Source organism: Bacillus sp. OxB-1 (assembly GCF_000829195.1).
In the GTDB taxonomy this organism is placed as follows: Bacteria; Bacillota; Bacilli; order Bacillales_A; family Planococcaceae; genus Sporosarcina.
Map to the genome: position 1 here is coordinate 3,299,178 of NZ_AP013294.1, position 26,004 is coordinate 3,325,181.

Annotated in this window: 19 protein-coding genes and 1 other annotated feature; of the genes, 9 read left to right on the forward strand and 10 right to left on the reverse strand. The window is 48.4% G+C overall.

Annotation, left to right across the window (positions count from 1 at the left end; all coding sequences use genetic code 11):
• Positions 1-284: 284 nt before the first annotated feature.
• The 3 genes from thiI to ezrA form a co-directional block, all read right to left on the reverse strand.
• The gene (gene thiI, locus OXB_RS16405) at positions 285-1,487 is read right to left on the reverse strand and encodes a tRNA uracil 4-sulfurtransferase ThiI (RefSeq protein WP_041075590.1); all 1,203 of its coding nucleotides are present in this window, start codon (positions 1,485-1,487) and stop codon (positions 285-287) included.
• A complete protein-coding gene (locus OXB_RS16410) occupies positions 1,487-2,620 on the reverse strand; it encodes a cysteine desulfurase family protein (protein ID WP_041075593.1) in 1,134 nt (377 codons plus the stop codon). Before OXB_RS16410 ends, thiI begins: the two co-directional genes overlap by 1 nt.
• Before the next feature lie 96 nt (positions 2,621-2,716).
• On the reverse strand, positions 2,717-4,408 hold the full coding sequence (gene ezrA / locus OXB_RS16415) for a septation ring formation regulator EzrA (protein WP_041075595.1): 1,692 nt from the start codon (positions 4,406-4,408) through the stop codon (positions 2,717-2,719).
• Positions 4,409-4,584: 176 nt separating this feature from the next.
• Here ezrA and OXB_RS16420 point away from each other — a divergent pair, with 176 nt between their 5' ends.
• Positions 4,585-5,070 carry a GAF domain-containing protein gene (locus OXB_RS16420; protein ID WP_041075597.1) on the forward strand — a complete coding sequence of 162 codons (486 nt, stop codon included), beginning with the start codon at positions 4,585-4,587 and terminating at the stop codon, positions 5,068-5,070.
• Positions 5,071-5,129: 59 nt separating this feature from the next.
• Here OXB_RS16420 and megL read toward each other — a convergent pair whose 3' ends face one another.
• Together megL and OXB_RS16430 are read right to left on the reverse strand one after the other, a co-directional pair.
• Positions 5,130-6,320, reverse strand: coding sequence for a methionine gamma-lyase (gene megL / locus OXB_RS16425; protein WP_041075599.1), 1,191 nt, complete (start codon positions 6,318-6,320; stop codon positions 5,130-5,132).
• Positions 6,321-6,409: 89 nt separating this feature from the next.
• Complete coding sequence (locus OXB_RS16430) at positions 6,410-8,272, reverse strand: sensor domain-containing diguanylate cyclase (protein WP_052484118.1); 1,863 nt, start codon at positions 8,270-8,272, stop codon at positions 6,410-6,412.
• 359 nt (positions 8,273-8,631) lie between these two features.
• On the opposite strand from OXB_RS16430, the gene rpsD reads away from it, so the two are divergent.
• The gene (rpsD, locus tag OXB_RS16435) at positions 8,632-9,234 is read left to right on the forward strand and encodes a 30S ribosomal protein S4 (RefSeq protein ID WP_041075601.1); all 603 of its coding nucleotides are present in this window, start codon (positions 8,632-8,634) and stop codon (positions 9,232-9,234) included.
• 215 nt (positions 9,235-9,449) lie between these two features.
• Here the strand turns inward: rpsD and OXB_RS16440 are convergent, their stop codons facing one another.
• Together OXB_RS16440 and OXB_RS16445 are read right to left on the reverse strand one after the other, a co-directional pair.
• Positions 9,450-9,878, reverse strand: coding sequence for a hypothetical protein (locus OXB_RS16440; protein WP_041075603.1), 429 nt, complete (start codon positions 9,876-9,878; stop codon positions 9,450-9,452).
• Positions 9,879-9,900: 22 nt separating this feature from the next.
• The gene (locus OXB_RS16445; RefSeq protein WP_041075606.1) at positions 9,901-11,724 is read right to left on the reverse strand and encodes a DNA ligase D; all 1,824 of its coding nucleotides are present in this window, start codon (positions 11,722-11,724) and stop codon (positions 9,901-9,903) included.
• Between the two features lie 104 nt (positions 11,725-11,828).
• On the opposite strand from OXB_RS16445, the gene ku reads away from it, so the two are divergent.
• From ku to OXB_RS16460, 3 genes are all read left to right on the forward strand, one after another.
• Positions 11,829-12,656 (forward strand): non-homologous end joining protein Ku, encoded by an 828-nt coding sequence (gene ku, locus OXB_RS16450; RefSeq protein WP_041077020.1) that lies wholly within the window; start codon positions 11,829-11,831, stop codon positions 12,654-12,656.
• A 525-nt stretch (positions 12,657-13,181) separates the two neighbouring features.
• Positions 13,182-14,477: an MFS transporter gene (locus OXB_RS16455; RefSeq protein WP_041075608.1), complete on the forward strand. Its 1,296-nt coding sequence runs from the start codon at positions 13,182-13,184 to the stop codon at positions 14,475-14,477.
• Positions 14,474-15,286 carry a cobalamin-binding protein gene (locus OXB_RS16460; protein ID WP_041075610.1) on the forward strand — a complete coding sequence of 271 codons (813 nt, stop codon included), beginning with the start codon at positions 14,474-14,476 and terminating at the stop codon, positions 15,284-15,286. Before OXB_RS16455 ends, OXB_RS16460 begins: the two co-directional genes overlap by 4 nt.
• A gap of 46 nt (positions 15,287-15,332) precedes the next feature.
• Here OXB_RS16460 and tyrS read toward each other — a convergent pair whose 3' ends face one another.
• On the reverse strand, positions 15,333-16,598 hold the full coding sequence (gene tyrS / locus OXB_RS16465; protein ID WP_041075612.1) for a tyrosine--tRNA ligase: 1,266 nt from the start codon (positions 16,596-16,598) through the stop codon (positions 15,333-15,335).
• Between the two features lie 353 nt (positions 16,599-16,951).
• Positions 16,952-17,149: a binding site (T-box leader), on the reverse strand.
• 106 nt (positions 17,150-17,255) lie between these two features.
• Here tyrS and OXB_RS16470 point away from each other — a divergent pair.
• The gene (locus tag OXB_RS16470) at positions 17,256-20,279 is read left to right on the forward strand and encodes a transglycosylase domain-containing protein (protein ID WP_041075614.1); all 3,024 of its coding nucleotides are present in this window, start codon (positions 17,256-17,258) and stop codon (positions 20,277-20,279) included.
• 150 nt (positions 20,280-20,429) lie between these two features.
• On the opposite strand, the gene acsA is transcribed toward OXB_RS16470, so the two are convergent.
• Positions 20,430-22,148 carry an acetate--CoA ligase gene (gene acsA / locus OXB_RS16475; RefSeq protein ID WP_041075616.1) on the reverse strand — a complete coding sequence of 573 codons (1,719 nt, stop codon included), beginning with the start codon at positions 22,146-22,148 and terminating at the stop codon, positions 20,430-20,432.
• Positions 22,149-22,333: 185 nt separating this feature from the next.
• Between acsA and OXB_RS16480 the strand changes: the two genes are divergently transcribed.
• Genes OXB_RS16480 through OXB_RS16490 form a run of 3 tightly spaced genes read left to right on the forward strand, consistent with a single transcriptional unit; the run spans position 22,334 to position 24,791 of the window.
• Entirely contained in the window at positions 22,334-22,966 is a 633-nt protein-coding gene (locus OXB_RS16480) for a GNAT family N-acetyltransferase (RefSeq protein ID WP_041077022.1), read from the forward strand.
• Positions 22,967-22,983: 17 nt separating this feature from the next.
• Complete coding sequence (locus OXB_RS16485; RefSeq protein ID WP_041075618.1) at positions 22,984-23,628, forward strand: acetoin utilization AcuB family protein; 645 nt, start codon at positions 22,984-22,986, stop codon at positions 23,626-23,628.
• The gene (locus OXB_RS16490; RefSeq protein ID WP_041075620.1) at positions 23,625-24,791 is read left to right on the forward strand and encodes an acetoin utilization protein AcuC; all 1,167 of its coding nucleotides are present in this window, start codon (positions 23,625-23,627) and stop codon (positions 24,789-24,791) included. The genes OXB_RS16485 and OXB_RS16490 overlap by 4 nt, the downstream gene beginning before the upstream one ends.
• A gap of 157 nt (positions 24,792-24,948) precedes the next feature.
• On the opposite strand, the gene ccpA is transcribed toward OXB_RS16490, so the two are convergent.
• Positions 24,949-25,944 carry a catabolite control protein A gene (ccpA, locus tag OXB_RS16495; protein WP_041075622.1) on the reverse strand — a complete coding sequence of 332 codons (996 nt, stop codon included), beginning with the start codon at positions 25,942-25,944 and terminating at the stop codon, positions 24,949-24,951.
• Positions 25,945-26,004 lie beyond the last annotated feature (60 nt).

Sequence of the window (26,004 nt, forward strand, 5' to 3'; positions counted from 1 at the left end):
CGACTTCGAAAAAATCATGCAGGAGGAGTCAGTGGAAATTTATGCTTTCACTTCCAATCGAACAGCGAAGGGTTCGATTTGCCGTATTTCTGCGCCCTTTGCAGAAATTAAGGCATAAGTTTTCGAACAGCGAAGGGTTCGATTTGCCGTATTTCTGCGCTCTTTGCAGAAATTAAGGCATAAGTTTTCGACCAGCGAATCGACCAGCGAAGGGGTCGATTTGCCGTATTTCTGCGCCTTTGCAGAAATTAAGGCATAAGTTTTCGAACAGCGAAGGGTTCGATTTATAGTAAATCGTCAAATTCATCAGTTGCCGATCGAAGCGTTTCATAAGTGACCCGATTGCGTACCGCTTCTTGAATCATCGGCTCAAAATCGGTGAATCCTTCATAGTAGACGACTTTCTCCAATTTCGGTTTCGTTTTCGGATTCGATGGTGAAAATATCGTACAGCAGTCCTCATAAGGCCTGATGGAAATTTCGTATGTTCCGATCTCTTCCGCAATCTTGATGATATCGAGCTTATCAGTCGAAATGAGCGGCCGTAAAATCGGAGTGGATGTCACTTCATTGATGGCGGTCAAGCTTTCCAACGTCTGGCTAGCCACTTGTCCGAGGCTCTCGCCAGTCACGATAGCGAGCGCATTTTCTTCCGCCCGGACAAGATCCGCAATGCGCAGCATGAGCCGGCGAGTCGTCGTCATGGATACATTGTTTGGAACTTGAGCCGCTATCGTTTGTTGGATTTCGGTGAACGGTATGACATGTACCCGGACAGCGGCCCCGAAGGAGCTGAGCCGTTCCGCCAAATCCAACACTTTTTCCTGTGCCTGATCGCTCGTGAATGGCGGGCTGGCAAAATGGATGGCATCGAGTGACACGCCCCGCTTCATCATCAGATAGCCGGCAACCGGGCTGTCAATACCTCCGGATAACATGAGAAGGGAATGACCGTTTGAACCAACCGGCATCCCGCCTGCACCTTTATACACTTTGGATGTCAAAAATGCGCCTTCTTCCCGGATTTCCACATGTAAAAGGATTTCCGGTTTTTTCATTTTAACGATAAGGCCGGGAAAACGTGTCAAAACATGAGCTCCGATTGCCTGTTGCAACTCCCCGGTCACAAGCGGAAAGCTTTTATCCGTCCGTTTGATTTCCACCTTGAATGTTTTTCCCTCGGTTTCGTCATCCCCGATGATTTGAACCGCTTTTTCTTTAATTGCTTCCAAATCAGCTTCGCATTTTGCAATCGGGCTGAAGGAATGGATACCGAAAATGGATGGCAGTTTTTCCATTGCCTGCTTCAATTCGGTCTCATTATCTGATGTCAGGAACATCCGGTCGCGCTCCGCCTTAATTTTGACAGTGGTGAGCTCTCTGAATGCTTGTTTCATATTCCGGCGCAGTCGATCTACAAATTTTTTCCGGTTCCGTCCTTTTAACGAAATTTCCCCGTAACGGATCAATACTTCGGTCCAATGCATTACTCTTGTCCCCTTTTTAATAGCTCTATAAAACGAACTAGCGTTTGCTCAAGATGAGTGATTTCTTCTTCTTTGTTATTTTTGCCAAAGCTTATCCGGATTACACCGGACTTCCATTTTTCCGGCAATTGGATTGCTTCGATGACATGGCTCGCTTGCTTGCTTTTCGACGAACATGCACTGGAGGTGGAGACGATGACGCCATTTTCCTGGAAGAAATTTACGGCAACTTCCCCTTTAATGGAATGGAATGAAAGGGAGATAATATGCGGTGCGCCCTGTTCGGGAGCCAGCACCATCACATTTTCAAATTGGCTGCAAAAGGCTATAAGCCGATTTCTCCAATCCCTGAATCTTTCCTCACCATCTCCGGTTTCCGTCAGCCGAATCGCCTTCGCGAGTGCCACTGCATTCGGTACGGAGACCGTGCCGCTCCGCAATCCGCCCTCTTGCCCTCCACCGAGTAAGATCGGTTGTGGTCTCAGCCCTTTTTTCATTGCCAGCAAGCCAGTTCCTTTCAAACCATGTATTTTATGGCCGGAAATTGTAATGATATCCGGACTGTCTCCTTGCAACGAAACCGGAAGCTTGCCGAAACTTTGGACGGTGTCGGAATGGAAGACGGCACGGGAATCCGAATGGATGATTTTCGCGCACTTCTCAATCGGCTGCACCGATCCGATTTCATTGTTCACGTGCATGATGCTGACGAGTATTGTATCTTTTCGCAGTTTCGCCTTCAGCTCGCCTATGGAGATGACACCTTCCCGATTGACTGATAAGTAATCGACGTCGAATCCTTGCTCTTCCAAATAGGCGAACGCCTGCAAAATGGATGGGTGCTCCACCACCGTCGTGATCAAGTGATTTCCCCGATGGCGAAGTGCATGGGCAAAGCCGATGACGGCCAAATTATTTGCTTCCGTACCGCCTGACGTAAAAATCAGTTCCCCTTCAGGATGTCCAAGGATTGATAAAATCTGTCGGCGGGAACGCTCGAGCAGTTTTTCAGCCTCTTTTCCTACTGAATGAAGAGAGGCGGGGTTCGCAAAAAAGCGTCGATTCGCTTCGACGAACGAGTCGAGAATTTGCTCATCCGGTTGTGTTGTAGCGCTATTATCAAAATAAATCATTCAAATCTTCCTTTACTACGCATGATACAGCCACCGGCGCGAGTGCACCGGTGGCTGTATGAGCTCATTACTTTATGGGTGATGTAATACGGATTCTTATACTTGCTCTTTCACAAGTTCTTCAATTTTCTTCATGGCGCCCGGTTCCACATCTTCCACCGCAGTGGCTGCTTCTTCCAACGCTTTGTTGTAACGGAATTGCCTGAATGACTCTTCCGCATCAAGAAGGCGATGATGAGTTTCAGGATGAGTAGCCCGGTATCGGTTGCCGTACTGGATGATCCATTCAATCAACATGACATTTTCCAGCAGTTCTTCGACCCTTTCCGTAACATCCGCCACAGCCTTTTCGGCATCCCCCAAATATGTATGGACCAAACTCATATTGAGAGGGGTTTCCTGCAAGCTTTGCGAAACGACATACAAATGTTCATCCGCTTCTTCCAGTCTCGCTTCCATCTCATCCGGAATACCCGGTATGTTCCCTTTTTGCAGCTTGCGCTCGGTATTCTGCAATCTGCGATTCAATTCTTCCAGTTGCGTCCGGACATTCAACTCATCAATGCGCAGGTTTTTCAGCCGGTTTGCAAATACTTCCTGTTCCTCGGAAATTTGCTCCAGTTCATTCGTGATGTCCTGCATTTCCTGTTGGAGACTGGAGTAAGCCGAGCCGCCTCCTTCCACCCGTTCATACAGGAGTCCAAAACGATTTTCGAGTTGCTCGAGTTTTTTAAGGCTCGTCTGTGGGATATGCGCCTCTTTTTCATCCAGACGATAGCTTTGTTGCACGTAGGCCGCTTCGTTTGATGTGTCCTTCGTCAATGTCGTGACGCTGCTCAGCAATTCAGCCAACGCATCGAAATTCACATCGACGTAGCGCTTTGCGTTCACTTCATTTTCAAGCGCATCGTAGAAGGATTCGATACGATCATTGATATCATGGGCCTGCTCCTGAACAGCCTCGATTTCGAGATCGGCCATTTTCTTCAGCAGCCCTTCAATTTCCTGCTCGATCTGATCCAACTGCTTATTCAGTTCTAGATGTTGTAAATAATAGCCTTGCTCTTCCATTTCCCTTGATCCGTTCCGCAATTCCCGGATGGAAGAGGGTATTTTATTTTGCAAATCGGACAGCAAGGCCGGGGTATCATGAATCAGGCCAAAAAGACGGTTCCCTTTCTCTGTCAATGAAATGACAATCTCCCTCGCCTGCAAGTAATTTCCATGCGCCGTCAATTCATCGTATTCCGAAAATTTCGGGTTGAAGGACTCCAACTCCTTTTCCAGCGGATTCGCGGTCATGCCGAACGAATGCTGATGGGCAAGGACCGTTTTCCGGGCAGCCCGGTGCTGCTCCTTCAATTGCTCGATTTCAATGCGGTTCTTCTCTTCGCTGCCGACCAATTCGTTAAGCTCGTGCAGGATTTCATTCATTTTCTTATCGCAATAGCGGATTTTATCCTGGATTACCTTTTCTGTCTCGGTTGCTTTACGGAAACGGAAGCGGTCGACCATGTCCTCCACGTCGAATAACAGAGAATCGATCTTCGGCATATGGACATCCATCACGTCGGTCCATTCATTTCGCCAGCGCTCGAATTTCTCTTCCGTTTCCCCCGTCATATTCAGCTGCTTGACCTTGGTCATTTCTTCAAGGATCGGTTTGTGTTGGATCTGCAACTTTTCATTTTCAAGTTTTTCAATTTCAGATATATGTTTACGCCTAAATAGAAAGGCGATGACTGTCATAATAATGAGAACTATAATTGGAATGATGACGTATCTCATCGTGGTCCCCCTATCCCGTGTCACTGTAACATGATATTATCCTATATCGTACCATGTTTAAAGACTTTTGGTTGCGAAAATGAATGTTTCGTATCGAAAAATCTTTTTTTTCGTCATTTTTTCGCATTCTACGTATAATCGAATTGAATCATTTTTTTGACTGGGAGGTCATTTCCATGTTTGTCCCTAACAGCTATTCCACCGATTTGAACGTCGGATATGAACAACTTGCGAAGCAATTGGATGCCCTGTTGACCGGTGAAAGCGATCGGTATGCGAATTTAAGCAATGCCTCCGCTTTGCTCAACCAATTTCTCGACCGGATCAACTGGGTCGGCTTCTATTTGTGGAATGGAGATGAGCTTGTGCTCGGTCCATTTCAAGGGCTCCCCGCTTGCGTGCGGATCCCGTTCGGAAAAGGGGTTTGCGGGACAGCGGCGATGCAGGAGGAAACGATTCTCGTTCCGGACGTCCATGCGTTCCCCGGCCATATCGCTTGCGATGCGGCGTCCCGTTCCGAAATCGTCGTTCCTTTGTTGAAAGAAGGAGAGCTATTGGGAGTGCTGGACGTCGATAGTCCGGAAGTGGACCGTTTTACGGAAGAGGACCGGAAGGGATTGGAACAATTCGTCCGGACGCTTGTTGGCCACCTGCAAGTATAGTGTGCGAGAAAAAACTGCCTCGGCATGCCTGTCATCGGCTGCCGAGGCGGTTTTTTCACTCAGTCCAACGCCATGAATGCGGTTTTCATGTCCCGGATCAGATCATCCGGATGCTCTAGCCCGACGGAGAGCCGGAGCAGCGAATCGGTGATCCCCATTTCAAGCCGGTCTTCAGCCGGTACACCGGAATGCGTCATCGTGGCGGGATGCTGGATCAGCGTTTCGGCATCTCCTAAACTGACCGCAATCTTGATAAGTTGCAGATGATCCATGAAGCGCTGGGCGGCCTTCATGCCTCCTTTCACCGTAAATGAAATTAGACCACCCCCTGCCCGCATTTGCCGCTTGGCGATGTCGAATTGTGGATTGTCTTTGTCGAAAGGATAGTAAATCTCTTCGACATGTTTTTCATTTTTCAAATAGGCGATCAGTTTCTCCGCATTGTTCGAATGGCGTTCCATCCGGATCGGCAGCGTCTTCAATCCACGGATCAACAGCCAAGCGTCAAATGGGGACATGATGCCGCCGTAGTCCTTTTGGATCGTGCCACGAATTCTGGCAATCTCTTCTTTCTCTTTTCCAACAAGCAGTCCTCCCACGACGTCTCCATGGCCGTTTATATATTTCGTGGCACTGTGAAGTACGAAGTCAGCACCTGATGATAGGGGGTTTTGCAAGTAGGGTGAAGTGAACGTATTGTCGACGATGATTCGCAAGCCGTGTTTTTTGCCGACATTGACGACCGCTTCCAAATTGACCAACTCCATCGTCGGATTGATGGGGGTTTCCAAATAGATGCAAACTGTTTCCGGGCGAATGAATTTTTCAATTTCCTCTTCATTGTCCATCCGGATCAAATCATGCGTAATTTTGTATTTATCTTCCATGATTTTCAATAGGCCAAACGTGCATCCGTAAATCCCCCGGGAGCAAAGCACATGATCCCCTGCCTTGGTGACATGGGTGAGTATGGTGCTCACGGCAGCCATGCCCGATCCGAATGCCAAGGCGGCTGCGCCGTCCTCGATTGCCGCCATCCGTTCTTCGAGCACACGGACTGTCGGATTACCTAAACGGGAATAAATATACCCCTCCTCATTGCCCGAGAAACGGCTTGCCCCCTGCGCCGCATTTTCAAAAGAATAGGTGGAAGTCTGGTAGAGTGGAACGGCAAGGCTGCCGTAATGCTCCTGATCCTCATATCCTTCATGGATGACGACAGTGTCTTTGTGAAGCGGGTGATCTTTCATTTCAATTCATCCTTTCTTATGCTGTGTTGGATGCGCTTACAAGTAGTTTACTCTATTTTATGCACGAAGGAAAAGAGGCGGCTTCCACATTATGATTTCGTGGAGGCCGCCTGATGGATGACAACTTGGTTTTTCCCATTATGTTTCGCTTTATACAACGCCTCATCCGCCTCTTGGAAGAGCTGCTGGAAGGTGGGCCGGCTTTCCCGGCTCCAATCCCGCATGCCGATGGAAATGGTCACACTCGGCTCCGTGTATTTCGGAATGAGCAGGAGAAGCTGTTCCGATAGAGCCTTTCCATCCGCCATACTCCTCGAAGGCAAATAAATGGCCATCTCTTCTCCACCCCATCTCGCGGCAAATCCACTGTCCCCGACTTCAGAAAGAATCGTCCTGGAAATGTTACGCAACACCTTATCCCCAATAGCATGGCCGAACGTATCATTGACCTTTTTGAAATTATCCACGTCAATCATGAGGAATACACCTTGTGCCTCTTCGGCCATCGATCGCTCGATGACGTTATCCAAATAACTGCGGGTGTATAACTTCGTGAGGTTGTCCTTGTCAACCAGCTCCTGCAATTGGTCGCGCAACATCGAGTTTGAAAATGCGAGAGATGAATGGCCGATCAAAGAGCGCATCAATTTGAAACTGTCGAAAGGAAAATAATATCTCTCCTTATGCACAAGAACAACAAATCCGAGCATTTCCTCCTGGTTCAGAATCGGAATCGCGATAAATGACTTGTATGGGACCTCTTCCCCCACGCAGACCTCAAAATTAGCATCGAACACTTCTCTTTTTCCGCTGTCAAATTGACATAGGGCATAATCGATATATTTCCTGCTGCTAACCTCCCGGAAATAGGCGGTGCTCATTTCCGAAACGGAAAACCGTCCTCCGGCTTCCTTAAAGACAAATGCCAGTTCACTCGGTTGGAATGCCCGAATCAACTGCCCTTTCAGGAAAAGTACCATTTCGCCGAATTTTAAATTTTCATTTAATTTTTTGGATGTTTCATTCACAAGTTGCAGATCTGCGATGAGACGATGCGATTGGTCATAAAGACTCGCATTTTCCAAGGCGTTCCCGGCCGTGTTGGCCACCACCCGGACAAAGTCTTTCTGCATGCCCGTAAAGTCGTATTCAATCGGTGCCTTCACTTGCAGAACTCCGTAAATACCCTGTCTGCCTTTGATCGGCGCATTGACCAATGTTTTGGTCAGGTCGTGCGCATGCTCGATTGTCAACTCCCCGGAAAGAAAAGCATCCAACGCGGAGGGTCTTTCATTCATATGGTCGAATAATTGATAGGCCTGACTCAACTCTTTCCGCTCGTGGGACAGCAGCAGATCGACTTCGAAGTCAGGAAACGAGTCGGATACCGCCTGGATGATCCCATCGAGGATGACCCGGCTCTCCATCGTTGCATTGAACAGTTCCGTGACATTGAACAATTGCCGGTAACTTTCTCCTTTTGTTTCAAGGAGATAAGTTCTTCTTACATTGTGGATTAGCCGGAGGACCGACTTCTCCAATTCGTTCCAATAAGGAGAGGCAGCGAAAGCACGAAGCCGGTTTGTCGCCTTGAACAGAAGCAGGCCAATCGGCTCACCTTCCCGATTGCGGAATAGAATATACTCATCAGCAAATTCGAAACCTTTGCCTTGAAGTTTTGCTAATATATCGTTATCAGAGACATTTCGTTTTTCCCGATTCGATTCCATCGGGATGGACAAATTGATACTTCTGTCCGAATCGGTTCCATTGAGCGGGATGAGGCTTTCATTATCATAGATGAAAAATTGAGAAGCCTTTATACGGAAATGGCGGTCGAGAATCTGTTTTAGCGATGCGAACCACGTGCCATAAGAATGCGCTTCCGATTCTTCCGTCCATAAATCGAATAATTCACTTTTGATGGTAAGCATAGTCAATTGATGGTTCATGCGCGTATTCACCCCTACCTGTTTAACGATCCCTGTTAATTACATCAGTTTAGATTATATTCTATTATTATAATACATTTGAACCATATTGGCGAGCAAGAATTCTAGCCAGAAGTGCTCACTTCCCAATTCGATACATTGGTTGACTCTTTGCCATAATATTGTTATGATGTTCTTTGTGTAAAATAGTTGCAGCAGTTATGTGCTCCAAGTTGTCCAGTCTATTCCTCGGTTGAAGGTGCATCGCGTAACCTTTTGGCTGCAAAGGCGAAGATGCAAGATGATAGAATGGCATTTGGAATGAACATATCTGGTTCTTATTTTACAAAATAAAACCAAAAACAGAGGAGGAGTCATTCATGGCTCGTTATACAGGTCCATCTTGGAAACTGTCCCGTCGTCTTGGTATTTCACTAAGCGGTACAGGTAAAGAAATTGAGAAACGCCCTTACGCACCAGGACAACACGGTCCTAACCAACGTAAAAAACTTTCCGAATACGGATTGCAATTACAAGAGAAACAAAAACTTCGTTTCATGTTCGGCGTAAACGAGCGCCAGTTCAAAACGATCTTCAACAAAGCAGGCAAAATGCCTGGTAAACACGGTGAGAACTTCATGATCCTTCTTGAAACTCGCCTTGACAACGTAGTATACCGCATGGGCCTTGCACGCACTCGTCGTGCTGCTCGTCAGCTCGTTAACCACGGCCACGTCATGGTCGATGGCAAACGCGTGGACATCCCATCATACAGCGTAAAACCAGGCCAAGAGATCTCTCTTCGCGAGAAATCCCAAAACCTTGATGTCGTCAATGAAGCACTTGAAGTGAACAGCTACGTGCCGGACTATGTAACATTCAACAAAGATACAAAAGTCGGCCAATTCGTTCGTCTTCCTGAGCGCAGCGAACTTCCTTCCGAAATCAACGAAGCGTTGATCGTTGAGTTCTACAGCCGTTAATTTTTAAAACCCCAGAAACGTTGAGTAAGATCAACGTCCTGGGGTTTTTCTTATTCATCTGCTACAACATTTTTCGATACACCAATTGATTGCATAGCAAGATTGTCCAAAGCACAAGAAGAAAGCACTTTAGGTGGTTTCCAATAACTTTTCTAATAGATGATCAATATCCCTTGCGGAGTCTATGAAGCTGAACCTGTTCATCTCAAGCTACATTACTGCGCCAGTTCCTTATACGCCAATACCTTCAATGCCAACAACTCTTCCTCGGTCAACCGGCTTTCCATCTTGTTCAGCAACTCCTGTTTTTCTTCCACTGTAAGGCCCGTTGACGCTTTCGATTGCAGTTCTTGGATTTCTGCCAGGTCGAACTTTTTCAGCAGGACTCGGACGGCTTCTTCTTTTGTGTGAAATGGCAACTTCGCGTTCTCTGCGTCCTTCCCCTCATCCAACATCGCTTTCAATTGTGGATCATTCTGCACTTCTTGCTTGATCACCTCCAATTGACCGCTATTTTCAAGTTCGACTGTCACTTGGTCCATCACTTGGTCGGCGATGAGTTTCGTTCCGAAATAGTAGACCCCCCAGCCGATTGCAATGACCAGGATGACAAATACGATTAGTATCTTCAACAGTTTCTTCAATGAAATCCCCCTCTACTTCTATTCATGGACGTCCCAGCAGCGAAGTAAGTTCGTTCAATACCGCGTCGAAAGGCTGAGCCTCCCCGACTGGACGGAAATTCCGAAACGGGTTACCGATGGTCTTCATCCGTTCCAACACGACAGGGATCGGAAATTGCTCCGGTCTGAGAGAAGATGTCACTTCTTCCCAGCGGAGCGGCGTTGCAACAAGCCCCTGCTCATTGCCTCGCGGCGAGTACGGCGCCACGATCGTCTTGCCTTCCTGATGCTGGACATAGTCCAAATATAATTTATTTCCACGCTTCTTTTTCATTCTCTCCGTCGTGAACCAGGCGGGCTCCTGCTCACATAAAAAATCGCAGACAAATTTCGTGAACACCCTCGTCTCCTCATACGAGAATCGATTATAGGGCAGTGGAACATACAGCTGCAACCCTTTTCCGCCGGATGTCTTGACGAATGATGTGAGCTGGAACCGGTCGAAAATCGCTTTCATCCGGAGCGCCGCTTCAACCGCCAAGCTGAACTCCTGAACAGAAGGCGGATCCAAGTCGAAGACGATTTCTGTCGGGCACTCCGTATCGATCGTCCGAAACGGGATATGGTATTCGAGAGCCAGTTGATTGCCAAGCCAAAGCAGTGACTTGCCATCCTGGCAAACGATATATCGGATATCCTCTTCCCATTCGGTTTGAATGAATTCCGGCGTGTAATCGGGGGCGTTTTTCTGATAAAAGCGTTCCCCCGGTACGCCATGCGGATATCGAATGACGGTCAGCAGCCGATTTTTTAAAAACGGAAGCATGAACGAAGCCGCCTGTTGCAAGTAAAGCAAATAGTCGTCTTTCACGAGACCGAGTTCCGGCCAGACCGGTTTGTCGGGATGGGTCATTTGGAAGGATGGCGGAAGCGGGGACAATTGGCGAAGCATAAGTTTCCATTGAATTTGACCCGGCTCGATTTCAAAATCAAAACTGTGAAACCTCGGTTCCCGCAAATGCCTTCCATCAAAACTGATGCAGGCGATTGTGGCACAAACGGACGGAGCCAGCTCCCACACCGTTTCTGACGTGCGATGTCCATTTTCATGAAAAAGTTTCCGCAAAGTGTCCGTCTCTTCTTCTGATAGTCCATGAAGGAAAGTGACCACATTCACCAATTCCCCGTCTCGATGGACCGCACCTGTGAAATAGCCGTTCATTTTATCGTATTGAGTGATGATGACGTTGACTAGTCTCCAGTTTTTCACCTTCACCCAATGGGGTGAGCGTTTTTCATTGGACCATGTACTCGATTTACGTTTGGCGACAATCCCTTCTCCCAAGTTCTCGATGATCCGTTCCCATACTTCCTTCGGATCCTTGAACGATTCAACCGCTTGAAGTTGACTCGATTCGCTGGATGGGATTTTGCCGAACAGCTTTCTCAGTTTCGTCTTCCGTTTTTGCAACGGAAGCCCTGTTAGATCTTCCCCTTTATATTTCACTAAATCGAACACCATGTAATGACAAGGGAAGTCCTTCCTATGCTGCTGAATGACCTGTTCGTTTCGCATTCGTCCTCTTGCTTGCACGGTGGAGAACTCGCTTTTGAACGGATTGATCAAGTGGACGAGTTCACCGTCTAACGTCAATGGAAGATGGGCGACCAGCCGTTCCTGGATTTGCTTGCAGTAGTCCACTACTTCCGGAAACTTTTCATTTAGAACTTTCCCGGTTCTGCTAAAAAGCATGATACCATTTGGTTCCCAGACAAGGATGCAGCGAAATCCGTCATATTTAGCTTCATATGTCCAACCCTTTCCGGCAGGGATCGTTTCGGACGTCGTCAGTAGCATCGGTTTCATTTTTTCAGCCCCTGTTTTTGATTAGCTTTTGATTGCGCATCTTTCTTATACATAGGAATACAGAGAACTTCCATACTAATAAAAAAGGAAAGCGGGTGAAGGTTTTGCATACCGTGTGGAAAGGAAGCATCAGTTTCGGGTTGGTCAATATCCCGATCAAGCTCCATGCAGCAACTCAAGACAATGACATCAAATTACGCCAGCTGCATAAGGAATGCCATTCTCCCATCAGTTATCAGAAAGTGTGCCCTGTTTGTGATAAAGAAATCAAAAATGAAGAGATCGTGAAAGCGTACGAATACGCGAAAAACAAGTTTGTCGTTTTGGATGAAGAGGATTTGGAGAAATTGAAGAAGGAAAATGAGGACAAAGCCGTGGAAATAATCGATTTCGTCAAGCTGGAGGAAATCGACCCGATTTATTTCGAACGGAGCTACTTCATCGCTCCTGACAGCGGAGGCGGGAAAGCGTATTCTTTGCTACGGAAGACATTGGAGGATTCAGGAAAAATCGGGGTCGCCAAAATCATCATCCGTTCCAAGGAGCAACTGGCCGTTGTCCGGGTATACAAAAATGCGTTGTTGATGGAAACGATCCATTTTCCCGATGAGGTCCGGGATGTGCAGGATGTACCGAATCTGCCAAGCGGCGATACGGTTGTTCAGAAAGAATTGGACACAGCACTCTTGTTAGTCGACCAGCTGACAACCGCTTTCGAGCCTACGAAATATACGGACGAATATCGGACGGCGCTCATGGAATTGATTGAGGAAAAGAAAGCTGGCAACACCACCGTCGCAGCAACCGAGAAACAGCCAGCCGCCCCTTCCAATGTTACGGATCTCATGGCGGCATTGCAGGCGTCTTTGGATAAAACGAAAAAGAAAAAACCCGCCCCGCGTAAAAGGTCAGCTGCTAAAAAAGAAGCATGAGAGTCCCGATGTGGGGCTCCTTTCTTGTTCGGGGAACGTTAAGGCGATTTGATTGCACTCGCTCCCGGTTCGATTGCACTCAATTAGGATTGGGTTGCACACGCTATTATTTTCTTGCATTTGCAAAGTTGCTTGCACTCACGCTGGGGGTGCTTGCTCCCCGACACGAGTTGCTTGCGCACATTCCCCGTTTCCTTGCACCCCGGCATGGTTTCCTTGCACTTCCAAAGTTGCTTGCACTCACGCTGGGGCTGCTTGCTCCCCGACACGAGTTGCTTGCACTCACGCTAGGGGTGCTTGCTCCCCAACACGAGTTGCTTGCACCCACTCCCCGTTTCCTTGCACCCCGGCATGGTTTCCTTGCACGGAACATCCACTTTCTAGCCCCCATTGTTTCTCTAGCAAAATGCCCCTAGCATCTCCTAGCCACTTAAAAGATTCCAAGTCTTCTGCGTTTCGCGCTTAAAAGATGATATAATTCAAATGATCTCATTAACTTTCGTTTCTAGAAAGGTGGCTTCGTCAATGGCGTCAAAACCTTCGAGGAATCCGGAGAGCTATCTAGGTTTTCCAGAAAAGCAGCAACAGCTTTACCGAAGGACGTTATTCATCGTCGTCCTTTCCCAAATATTCGGCGGGGCCGGATTGGCGGCCGGGATTACAGTCGGTGCCCTTCTTGCCCAAGACATGTTGGGAACAGATAGTTTTGCCGGGGTGCCTGTCGCGATGTTTACCCTTGGTTCAGCGGGAGCCGCCTTTGTCATCGGAAGGCTTTCGCAACGCTTCGGCCGTCGTCATGGGCTGGCAGGCGGTTTTTTTGCAGGGGGACTCGGCGCGATCGGCGTCATTCTTGCTGCGATTTCGAACAACATCATCATCTTGATGATTTCCCTCTTGGTCTACGGCGCAGGGACTGCGACCAACTTGCAAGCCCGCTACGCGGGGACCGACTTGGCAAGCCCGAAACAGAGAGCGACTGCTGTTAGCATCGCCATGGTTTCCACCACGTTCGGAGCCGTCGCCGGACCGAATCTTGTCGATGTCATGGGAAAATTCGCTCTGAACCTCGGCATTCCTGCGTTAGCCGGGCCGTTCATTCTTGCCGCAGCCGCATACATTTTGGCCGGCTTGGTTTTATTCCTTTTCTTACGGCCTGATCCATTCATCGTCGCCAAAGCGATTGCAGCCGATCAGGCAATGAAAACACCGACAGCAAGCAAGATGAGCGGCGAAGGGCAAATATTGAATAAACGAGGGATTGCCGTAGGCGCGACCATCATGGTTCTTAGCCAAATCGTCATGGTTGCAATCATGACGATGACACCCGTCCATATGGGACACCACGGACACGGTTTACGTGCGGTCGGCTTTGTCATTGGCATCCATATCGGAGCCATGTACCTCCCTTCCCTATTGACCGGGATACTCGTCGATAAAGTGGGGCGGACTGCGATGGCGATCGCTTCCGGAATCACCCTTCTTGCTTCGGGACTAGTCGCCGCTTTCGCACCCGGCGACTCGGTTTGGCTGCTCACCCTCGCTTTAGGATTACTTGGGCTCGGTTGGAATTTTGGGTTAATCAGCGGAACGGCACTTATCGTGGATGCAAGCCATCCGGAAACCCGGGCGAAGACACAAGGCTCAGTTGATGTGCTCATCGCTTTATCCGGCGCTTCCGGCGGGGCATTATCCGGAATGGTGGCCGCCCAAACAAGTTACGCAACCCTTTCCATCGCAGGGGGTTGCTTGTCATTGCTGCTCGTTCCCGTCGTCATATGGGCTGGCAGGAAAAAATTGAATGTTGCAGAGGTGAGAGGATGAAACTGATATCAATTTGTCCGAGCAACACAGAAGTGCTCGGCTATCTTGGATTGGAAGGTCAATTGGTCGCCATCGACGACTATTCGGATTGGCCGCAGGCAGTCCATTCTTTACCGAGGCTAGGACCCGATTTATCCATCGATATGGACAAATTGGAAACTTACGAACCTGATTTGGTAATCGCTTCGCTGAGTGTGCCAGGCATGGAAAAGAATGTGGAGGAGCTGGAGAAACGCCAGATCCCCCATATTGTGTTAGATCCCCAAAGCTTAGAAGATATTGCGGATAATCTATTGGCAGTCGGCAAAGCTTGTGGTATCGAAGAGAAGGCGGAACAGATTAAAGAGGACTATTTGGCCTTCATTGCCGAGATGAAAAAACGAGCCTCTTCGGTTCCAGATAGACCGTCCTTGTACTGGGAATGGTGGCCGAAACCGATCTTCACTCCGGGCCGGATCAATTGGTTGACGGAAATCAGTGCAATCGCCGGCGGGTTGAATGAATTCCGCGATGTGGAACTCGCCAGTGTCCAAACTGATTGGGATGATGTGCTGAATCGGAATCCTGATCGCATTCTGCTTGCTTGGGTCGGTGTGCGTCCGGAAAAGGTGAAGAAAGACGTAGTGTTGAAACGTCCCGGTTGGAAAGAGATGGATGCTGTCCGGCAAGACCGGATTGACATTCTGGAGGAAACCTTATATTGCAGGCCTTCCCCTCGGCTTCTCGAAGGGGCATTTAATTTAGGGAACTTGCTGCATCCTGAAACATTTACCGATATGAAACTCCCTGCTTGGGTGACAAAACCATGAAAAAGAAAGGCCATTCCTGATCGTGGGTATGGCCTTTCTTCCATAATTATATGAATTTCACCATTTTATAATTCTTTTTCCCGCGACGGACGACGATGAAGGCGTCATCCAAACGGTCAGCCGATCCCACTTCATACGCGGTATCGGTTACCCGTTCCCCATTAAGGGAAATGGCTCCGTTCGTCACATCTTCCCGTGCTTGGCGCTTCGATGAAGACACACCCGATTCGACGATGAAATCGACGATGTTTTTATCCGATTTCTCCATCTCGTATGTCGGGACATCCTTGAAGGCATCTTTCATTTCATCCACAGTCAAAGCTTTCAAATCTCCGCTGAACAATGCTGCTGAAATGCGGATTGCTTGATCGAGCGCTTCTGGTCCATGGATGAGGCGGGTCATTTCTTCCGCAAGCGTTTTTTGTGCTTTGCGTAAGTGAGGTTCTTCTTGGACGGACACTTCGAGCGCTTCGATTTCGTCCTTTTTCAAGAAAGTGAAGATCTTCAAGTATTTGATGACGTCAGCGTCTGCTGTATTGATCCAGAACTGGTAGAACTCGTAAGGGGATGTCTTTTTCGCATCGAGCCAAACCGCTCCGCCTGCCGTTTTTCCGAACTTCGTGCCATCCGCTTTCGTGACGAGCGGAATTGTGATGCCGAATGCTTTCGCTTCCTCATCATGCGTTTTCCGGATCACTTCAAGCCCCGTCGTAATATTGCCCCACTGGTCGGAGCCGCCAATTTGCACACGGCACCCATAGTTCGAGTAAAGATGATTGAAGTCGGCTGCCTGGATCAGCATATAGGAGAATTCCGTGTAGGAAATCCCTTGTTCCAAGCGGGACGCCACATTATCCTTCGCCAACATGTAATTGACGCTCAATAATTTCCCGTAATCACGCAGAAATTCGATGAAGGTCATGGCACCGATCCAATCGTTATTATTGACCAACCGGGCTCCATTTTCGGAATTGAAATCAAAGATCCGTTCCAGTTGGCTTCGGATGCCCTTCACGTTTTCCGCTACTTGCTCCGTCGTTTGCAACTGTCTTTCCTCGGAACGGCCCGACGGATCCCCGATCATTCCAGTCGCCCCGCCGACGAGCAGGATCGGACGATGGCCATGCATTTGGAAACGGCGCAACGTCAGCAATGGCACGATGTGGCCGATGTGCATGCTATCCGCCGTCGGATCTACACCGCAGTATAAGCCGATTTTCTCATCATTTATGAGCTTTTCCAAACCTTCCTCATCGGTTTGCTGGTAGAGCAACCCTCTCCATTTTAAGTCTTCCATCAATTCATTTTTCATTCCAAAGACCTCCTTAAAGTATGTAATGACTAGCTTGAACTTCTGTTTCGATGACGGATGTGGCAGTTCGAAGTGGCAGTTGCGGATTTTGCCACGACAGTTCCGGATTTCTCCATGACAGTTCGCACTTTTGCCATGACAGTTCCGCTGCCCCCTGACAGTTTGCCCGAGTGCCATGACAGTCACAGGTTTCCCCATGACAGTTCGCGCTTTTGCCACGACAGTTCCGCTGCCCCATGACAGTTTGCCCGAGTGCCATGACAGTCACAGATTGCCCCCTGTCAGTCCCAACATACCAATCGTCAATCGTGCAAGGAAATTAAAAAAGCCCCCGCACGATTCGAAACGAATCATGCAGGGACGCTAATGTGTGAATTAACGCGGTACCACCCGGCTTGAGAATATAATCTCCACCTCAAAAACGCCATAACGCTGCGCCTGCGCACACTCCAAAGCTGTAATTCATGAACGATGTACCGGACAGCTTGCACCAACCGCTGCCTCTCTCTACGGATCGACCGTCACTACTTCGACTTTTTCAATATGTGAAAAAATATACAATCCTTATTGTAAATGAATTTCAGAAGTTGTCAACATTCTCGTGAGCCCGTAAAAAATTATGGTATAATTAGTGCAGATTTCAGGGGGTAGATCCATTTGAGTGAACATAAAAAAAATCGGCTTGATCTCATAGAAGAAAAACTGGAGGAGCTGAATCAGACCAGTTGGGCCCGGCGGTTGCGCATCACGTCAGGAGTATTTTGGAATCTTTTGATCGTTTTCCTCATTTTCGGTCTGACATTCACCGTTTTTGCCGCTTCGGTCGGTGCCGGCTATTTTGCTTCTCTTGTGTCAAAAGAGCCGCTGCGCCCGAAGGAAGAGATGCGGCAAGCGATTTTTAATTACGAAGAGACGTCGGAAATTTACACGAACGGCCAGTATCTCCGAAAGGTTAGCGCCGACATCGAGCGGAAGGAGACCCGTCTGGAGGACGTTTCCCAATATGTTATCGATGCCGTCATGGCGACGGAGGACGAGTATTTCAATCAGCATAAGGGAATCGTGCCGAAAGCGGTGTTCCGGGGCTTGTTCCAGGACGTGACAAACTCCGATAGCCAAACAGGCGGTTCGACGCTGACCCAACAGCTTATTAAAAACCAGATTTTGACCAACGAAGTATCCTATGAGCGGAAAGCGAAAGAACTTCTCCTCGCGATGCGGCTCGAGCACTTCATGGAAAAAGACGAGATTCTGGAAGCCTATTTGAATATCATCCCCTACGGGAGAAACGCAAACGGGACGAATATCGCAGGAATCGAAGCCGCGGCAGAAGGAATTTTCGATAAAAGCGCAAAAGACCTCACATTGCCCCAGGCAGCTTATATCGCGGGAATTCCACAAGCCCCTTTCGCCTATACACCGTTCTACAATCGGAACAGAGGCTTGAAGGAACCGGAGTATTTACAGCCGGGCATCAATCGGATGAAAACCGTCCTTTTCCGGATGAAGGAGACAGGTTATATCACCGATGCGCAATATGAGGAAGCGGTCGCTTATGACATCACGAAAGATTTCAAGGAACCAAGCATCCCATCCAGCGAACATTATCCGTATTTGACGGAAGAGATCCAGAGACGGACCGTCCAAATCCTTTCGAAAATGATTGCCGAAGAAGATGGGATTGATCCCGATCGGCTGGACAATGAAAAGAAGCTGAACGAAAAGTATACGATCATGGCCGAGCGCTCGATGAGAAACGATGGCTTCCGCATCTACGCCACAGTGGATCTCGTGTTATATGACGCCTTGAACGAAGTGGCGCAAAACTACGATCGATACGGCTATACGTATACCGACGAAAAGAAGAATAGCGAAACAGGCGAAGTGGAAATCGTCAAGTATCCCGTCCAAGTCGGGGCCATGATGATCGAGAACAATACGGGCCGGATTCTGGCATTCGTCGGAGGTCGTGATCATAACGAAGAGGAAGTGAACCACGCCACCCAAAGTTTCCGACAGAACGGGTCAACGATGAAACCACTGGCCGTCTTTGCTCCAGCGATCGAATACGGCACAATCGGAGCCGGAAGCCCGGTCGTGGACGTCAAATTCAATTGGAGTGGTTGGAAGCCGGTCAACTTCCTGGCCAATCAAGAACTCGGAATCATTCCGGCGAGACAAGCGTTGGCTTCTTCCCAAAACTTGGCCACCGCACGATTATACCGTGGAATCTTGGATCGCCGCCCTGCGGAATTCCTGGAGAAAATGGGCTTTTCCAAACTTCAGGATGTCGATTATGAAAATCCCTCCTTCTCTCTCGGAGCGATGCGGATCGGGGCTTCTGTCGAAGAGAATACGAATGCTTTCGCCACATTTGCCAACGGCGGAAAATTTATAGATTCGTACTTGATTGAAAAGATTGAAGACCGGGATGGAAACATCGTTTTCCAACATGAATCTGAAGCGGTCGATGTATTCAGCCCGCAAACAGCCTATATCATTACCGATATGCTCCGGGACGTGCCAAAATACGGAACTGCGACGAATATGAGAAATCATTTGAATTTCAATATTGATTTGGCAGCAAAAACAGGTACGACGGACTCCTACAGCGACTCATGGCTTGTCGGCTATAACCCGAATATATCCCTCGGTGTGTGGATCGGTTATAAATATCAGACACTTTCCTTGCAAGGGCCAGGAAATCGAAGTTACGGGACGTCCAACATCCGGACAACTACCTTATTCGCACAATTGTTGAACGCGGCTAACAAGGCCAAACCGGATGTGATCGGTGCCGGAGCCCGGTTCCAGCAACCCGAAGGAGTCGTCAGCAGGTCATTCTGTGGCATTTCGGGTCTCGCCCCATCTGCGGCTTGTTCTTCAGCAGGTTTGGTGAGAAGCGACCTGTTCAATGCGAAAGTCATGTTGCCGAACAAGGCGGATGACAGCATCATCTCCTCGTCATCCGTGTTGGTCAACGGCAAACGGTACCAGGCACTCCCATCCACTCCAAGAGAGTTCATCACTGCAGGAGGAGTTGGCGTAAACAGTGAGTTTATCGAAAGAATGCTGGGACCGTTAAAAGGGGATGCTTCAAAACTATTCCCTAATTCCAGTTATTCATCCAGAGTCGTCAGCGGAGCCGTTTTCCATGCGGACAATGTTCCGCCCGCACCAGTCCATGCGTCGAACAACGGCGGAACGCTGCAATGGAGTAATTCACCATCGAATGATGTAGTCGGTTATTATATTTACCGGGACGGCAAGAGAGTCGGAGCCGTTTCCAGTGCCTCCCGTTCTTATCCGATCGGTGGCGGTTCTTACTACGTCGTGGCCGTTGATATTACAGGCAAGCTGTCCGGACCTTCGAATATCGTATCGGCGGAGGGCGGAGCAACGGGTGACACCGAAACGCCTGCTCCGCCGGACGGCGATCAATCGAATGGAGAGAATCCTGATGCCTCACCGGGCGACCAAGGCAATGGCTCGAACAACGGCAACGGCAATTCACAAGGAAACGGACAAAACGATAATAACGGCAATAATGGGAACAACGGCAATAATGGGAACAACGGCAATAACAGCAATAACGGAAACAATGGCAATAACGGAAACAATGGTAACGCAAACGGCAATAACCCGGGGAACGGGAACGGAACTCCCCCGGTATCAAATTAAATGAGTGAAAGGCATTCCTGCAAGTTCAAAACGTGTAGGAATGCCTTATTTTGTCTTTCACTAGGAATTTTGCCTCCTTGCTATGAGCGTTGGTTAATCAAAATAAAGAGGCCGCCCTTTTCGGACAGCCTCCTACATCTATATACTAAGTCAATCTTCCATTGTGGAAAGATCGCCTGTCGGCAAGTTCAATTCCCAGGCCTTCAGCACACGGCGCATGATTTTACCGCTCCGTGTTTTCGGCAATTTATCCTTGAATTCAATTTCCCGTGGAGCGGCGTGAGCGGCCAGCCCCTTCTTCACGAATTGCTTAATATCCTCTTCCAACTCTTCGGAAGGCTCGTACCCTTCCTGGAGAGCGACGAAAGCTTTAATGATTTCTCCTCGGACCGGATCCGGTTTACCGATAACGCCCGCCTCGACAATTGCCGGGTGTTCCAGCAGTTTGCTCTCCACTTCGAATGGGCCAACCCGCTCCCCGCTCGTCATGATGACGTCATCCACGCGTCCTTGGAAGAAGAAATAACCATCTTCATCCATATAGGCCGAGTCGCCGGAAACATACCATTCCCCGTTCAGGAAGTAGGATTCATATTTCTCCGGATTGTTCCAGATTTGGCGCATCATGGCCGGCCACCCTTTTTTAATGGCCAGGTTCCCCATCCGGTTCGGAGGCAATACGTTCCCTTGGTTGTCCACGATTGCCGCTTCGATGCCCGGCACCGGTTTCCCCATCGATCCCGGTTTAATCGGCAAGCATCCGAAGTTGCAGATCGTCTGTGCCCCTGTTTCGGTCATCCACCACGTATCATGGATCCGTTTATTGAACACTTCCAATCCCCAACGGATGACTTCCGGATTCAACGGTTCACCGACTGACAGAATATGACGGAGAGATGACAAGTCGTATTTGCTCAAGGGTCCTTCCCCTGCCCCCATGAGCATGCGGAACGCTGTTGGTGCACTATACCATACGGTCACGCCATATTCCTCAATCGCTTCGTACCAGCTATCGGTTGAGAAGCGCCCGCCTTGCACCAAAATGGTGGCCCCGACAAGCATCGGTCCGAATATGCCGTATGCTGTCCCTGTCACCCAGCCTGGATCAGCCGTACACCAAAAGATATCCTCGTCTTTCAGATCGAGCACCCAGCGAGTCGTCTGCAATTGCTGCACCATCGCTTCCTGGACATGCAGGACGCCTTTCGGAGCGCCCGTGGAACCCGATGTATAATGGAGCAATGTAGGATCTTCCCTCATCATCCATTCCACTTGGAAATCGGTCGATGCCTCTTTCATTCTTTTATTGAAATCAATAAACGGGCCTTCCTCTTCAACCCCTTCCCCAACGAGGAAAACGGATTGTAAATGTGGCAATTTATCAAGAGGCACGCGACTTAGCAGTTCGGGTGTTGTCACGATCGCTGTCGCTTCACTGTCCGCCAGCCGATCGTAAACCGCCCCTTCCATGAACGCTTCGAAAAGCGGCCCGACAATCGCACCGATTTTCAAAGCGCCGATCAATGAAAAGTAAAGTTCAGGTGAGCGTGGCATGAAGATGAAAACCCGATCCCCTTTTTCCAACGAAGAGAAGTTGCGGAGAACATTCGCAGCTTTGTTCGTCATTCGCTTCATCTGATCATACGTATAGGCTTCTTTCCGATTGTCGTCTTTATAATAGAGTGCAACCTTGTTTTTCCGATAAGAATCCGCATGACGATCGACAGCTTCATGTGCAATGTTCACGAGTCCAGTATTATACCAGCTAAACTCTTTATCGACATCGGACCATTTGAAATTCTTCACTGTCTGATCATAATCTGCTAGTTGATAATTGCCTTCAACTCTTGGGAGCGCTTTCAACACCATTTAAACCATCCTTTCTACCTTTCAGTCTTACATATTTCACATTGTACACTAAATTACTATGTTTAGGCTAATAAATGTTTCTACTTTTCCAATTGTTTTTACATTGTCAACTTCTATCCGCTATTTTCATCGGCTTTTGTTGTATACTGGGATTATGTGCAAATGAAAGCAAGGTGGTGTAGATGTTGGAGCACATAAAAACATATAATGCAATGGAAGTGAAACACAAAAACGGCAACCTGCTCATAGAAGGCCCCATCTCTCCCGAAGAGCTGGCAAGTTTGGACTTTCATGAAGACTTGGTCGCTTTCAGACCGCCCGCCCAGCAACATAAAGCGCTAGTTGAAATCGCGGGATTACCGGAAGGACGGATCATCATTGCACGGGAAGGCGATCAGATTGTCGGTTATGTCACCTATCTCTATCCCGATCCACTGGAGAGATGGTCACAGGGGAATATGGAGAACCTGATTGAATTGGGAGCCATCGAAGTGATTCCGAAATATCGGAGCGGCGGCATCGGAAAAGCGATGTTGCAAGTGTCTATGATGGATGATGCAATGGAAGATTATATCATACTCACAACAGAATATTATTGGCATTGGGATTTGAAAGGGACAAAACTGAATGTATGGGAATATCGAAAAGTCATGGAAAAAATGATGAAAGCGGGGGGGATGGAATATTACGCGACGGATGATCCCGAAATCAGCTCCCACCCCGCCAATTGCCTGATGGCCCGGATCGGCAAACGAGTGGACCAGGAATCCATCCAACAGTTCGACAGCTTGCGATTCATTAATCGATTCATGTATTAAAATAGGGGGAATTTTAAATGCTGATCGAGGAAATCATGAAAACGGATCTCATCACGCTTGGACCGGATGACACTGTCAAAGATGCCCTTCAAATCATGCGCGATGAACGGATCCGCCATATTCCGATCGTTTCGACAGACGGGACCGTGGTCGGAATTATATCGGATCGAGATTTGAAAACCAACACGCCGACATTGGTGAACGAACAAGACAAACGGCATTATGATCTGCCTTTGAGTCAAATCATGACAAAGGATCCGATCATCGGCCATCCGATGGATTTTGTCGAAGAGGTGGCGGTGCTCTTCTATGAAAATCAGATCGGTTCATTGCCGATTGTGTCGAATAACCAGCTAGTCGGCATCATCACGGAAACAGACCTATTATATAAATATATCGAATTGACTGGAGCCCACCAGCCGGGTTCCCAAATCGAAATCCGGGTTCCGAACGTTCCAGGCAACCTGTATGAAGTGTCCAAAGTATTCCATGAACTCAAGACGAATGTCCTCAGTGTACTTGTCTATCCTGATAAAGAAATTGAGACGAATAAGATCCTCGTTGTCCGGATCAAAACGATGAATCCTCTTCCCATCATTGAAGGTTTGAATAAAAGCGGCTTTGAAGTGCTTTGGCCCAACGTCCCGGGAATTGACATATGAGAAAAGATGCGGTTTTCATTTTTTCGGAAGATCAACTGGGATACTCATTTTCAGATACACATCCATTTAACCAAAAGCGGATTGTCATGACGCTCGATTTATTGAAAAAAGTGGATGCAATTCAGGATAGCGATATTATAAAGCCCCGTATGGCATCGGATGAAGAACTGCTCCTCGTCCATGACGAGAAATTCATCAACGTCGTAAAAAAGGCTGGGAAAGGCGAATTGCAGGAGGACGTCGCAAGCATTTACGGAATCGGGACGGAGGACACCCCGATTTTTCCAAATATGCATGAAGCAAGCGCAATGCTGGTCGGCGGCACATTGTCTGCAGTGGAACAAGTGATGGAAGGGCATTCGAGATACGCGGTAAATCTGGGCGGCGGCCTGCACCATGGATTCCAAGGCCGGGCATCCGGCTTCTGCGTCTATAATGACAGTTCCGTTGCCATTAAATACATGCAGGAGAAATATGGGGCGCGTGTACTTTATGTAGATACGGACGCGCATCATGGAGATGGCGTGCAATGGACCTTTTACGATGATCCGACGGTTTGCACCTTATCGATCCATGAAACAGGGCGTTATCTATTCCCGGGGACAGGCAATATTACGGAACGGGGAAATGGCGCCGGATACGGGACCTCCTTCAATTTCCCGATCGATGCCTTTACCGAGGATGAATCCTTCCTCGACATCTATAGGACGGCGATGGAGGAAGTGGTCGACTTTTTCAAACCGGATGTCATTTTGACTCAAAATGGTGCAGATGCCCATTACTTCGACCCCCTCACCCATTTGTACGGAACGATGGAAATCTACAGGCAGATTCCAAGAATCGCCCGTGAAATGGCTGAAACTTATTGCAATGGACGGTGGATTGCGGTCGGAGGCGGCGGATACGATATCTATCGGGTTGTTCCGCGAGCCTGGTCCCATATCTGGCTGGCGATGAAACAGCTTCCTGCCCCAACCGGACCGCTTCCGGAAGAATGGCTCTCCACATGGCAAAGCCATTCCCCGGTTCCGCTCATCCCGACGTGGGAAGACCCTGATCCACTTTATGAGCCGATTCCACGCAAGGACGAAATCACTGAAAAGAACGGTCAAATGATGGATCGTGCTTTACATTTCATTCGGAATGAAAAGCAGAAGAAATGATTTTTCCTCAACTAACTTATATACAATATTCTGATAATGAAAGTTATTGCGAGTAATGGGCAATTACCTTGGGTTGGATATGTCCAAGGTGATTGCCCTATTTGCATGTACATAAAGAATAAGAACTAAAACCATAACTCTACAGTGCGGCAAAAGCTTACAGAGTGCCCCGTTCCTCAAGCCGGTAGGGCAAGATGACTTGCTGCTCTTCCACTTCTTCCCCGTTCATCAGTTTCGTCAGCAAACGCATGGAAACTGCTCCGAGGTCATAGAGCGGAACTGCAATAGTCGTCAATTGCGGACGCACGACCCGGGCTAACAAGGAGTGCTCGAAGCAGATGATTTCATAATCATCGGGAACAGTCAATCCCGCATCCCGGATTCCATTGAAGATCCCTAACGCGATGACGTCATTGCTTGCAAAAATGGCAGTCGGCTTGCCCGGCAAGTCGCTGAGCTCGCTCCATATCTCATACACGTGATCGTACATGCCGTCCGTTTCGATGATCAGGGATTCATCCACCGTCAGGCCGGCATCCTGAAGAGCGCGCGTATAGCCTGATTTTTTACAGATGGAGTTGATGTCCCTTGTAAATGGACCCGAGACGAATAGAATCTGTTTATGGCCATGTTCGATCAGCTTGGCTACCGCCTCGTAGGCAGCCTCTTCAAAATCGATATTGACGGTCGGCAATTGATTTTCAAAGTCCAAAGAACCTGCCAACACAATCGGTACGTTGGCCGTCGATATTTCAGCCCGTACTTCATCCGAAATGGAATCACTCATGAAGATCAGGCCGTCCACCTGTTGACCTAGATGATTCTCCAACAATTCAATTTCCCTCGTTGTGCTCTCATCGGAGTTCGAGAGTAGAATATTGTAGTCGTACATTGTCGCGATATCCGCGATGCCTCGCAATAGTTCCGCATAATAACTTTTGGCGATATCCGGGACGATGACACCGACTGTCGTCGTTTTCTTGCTGGCAAGTCCTCTTGCCACGGCATTCGGGCGGTATCCAAGCCGCTCGATGACCTCAAGCACTTTTTTTCGTGTTGCGGGTTTGACATTTTGATTGCCATTCACAACACGAGATACGGTAGCCATGGAAACATTCGCTTCCCTGGCAACATCGTAAATCGTTACAGCCATTTTCCCACTGTCCTTTCCTATAGCTGTCTCTATTATCCCCCAATTCCATTGTAAACAAAA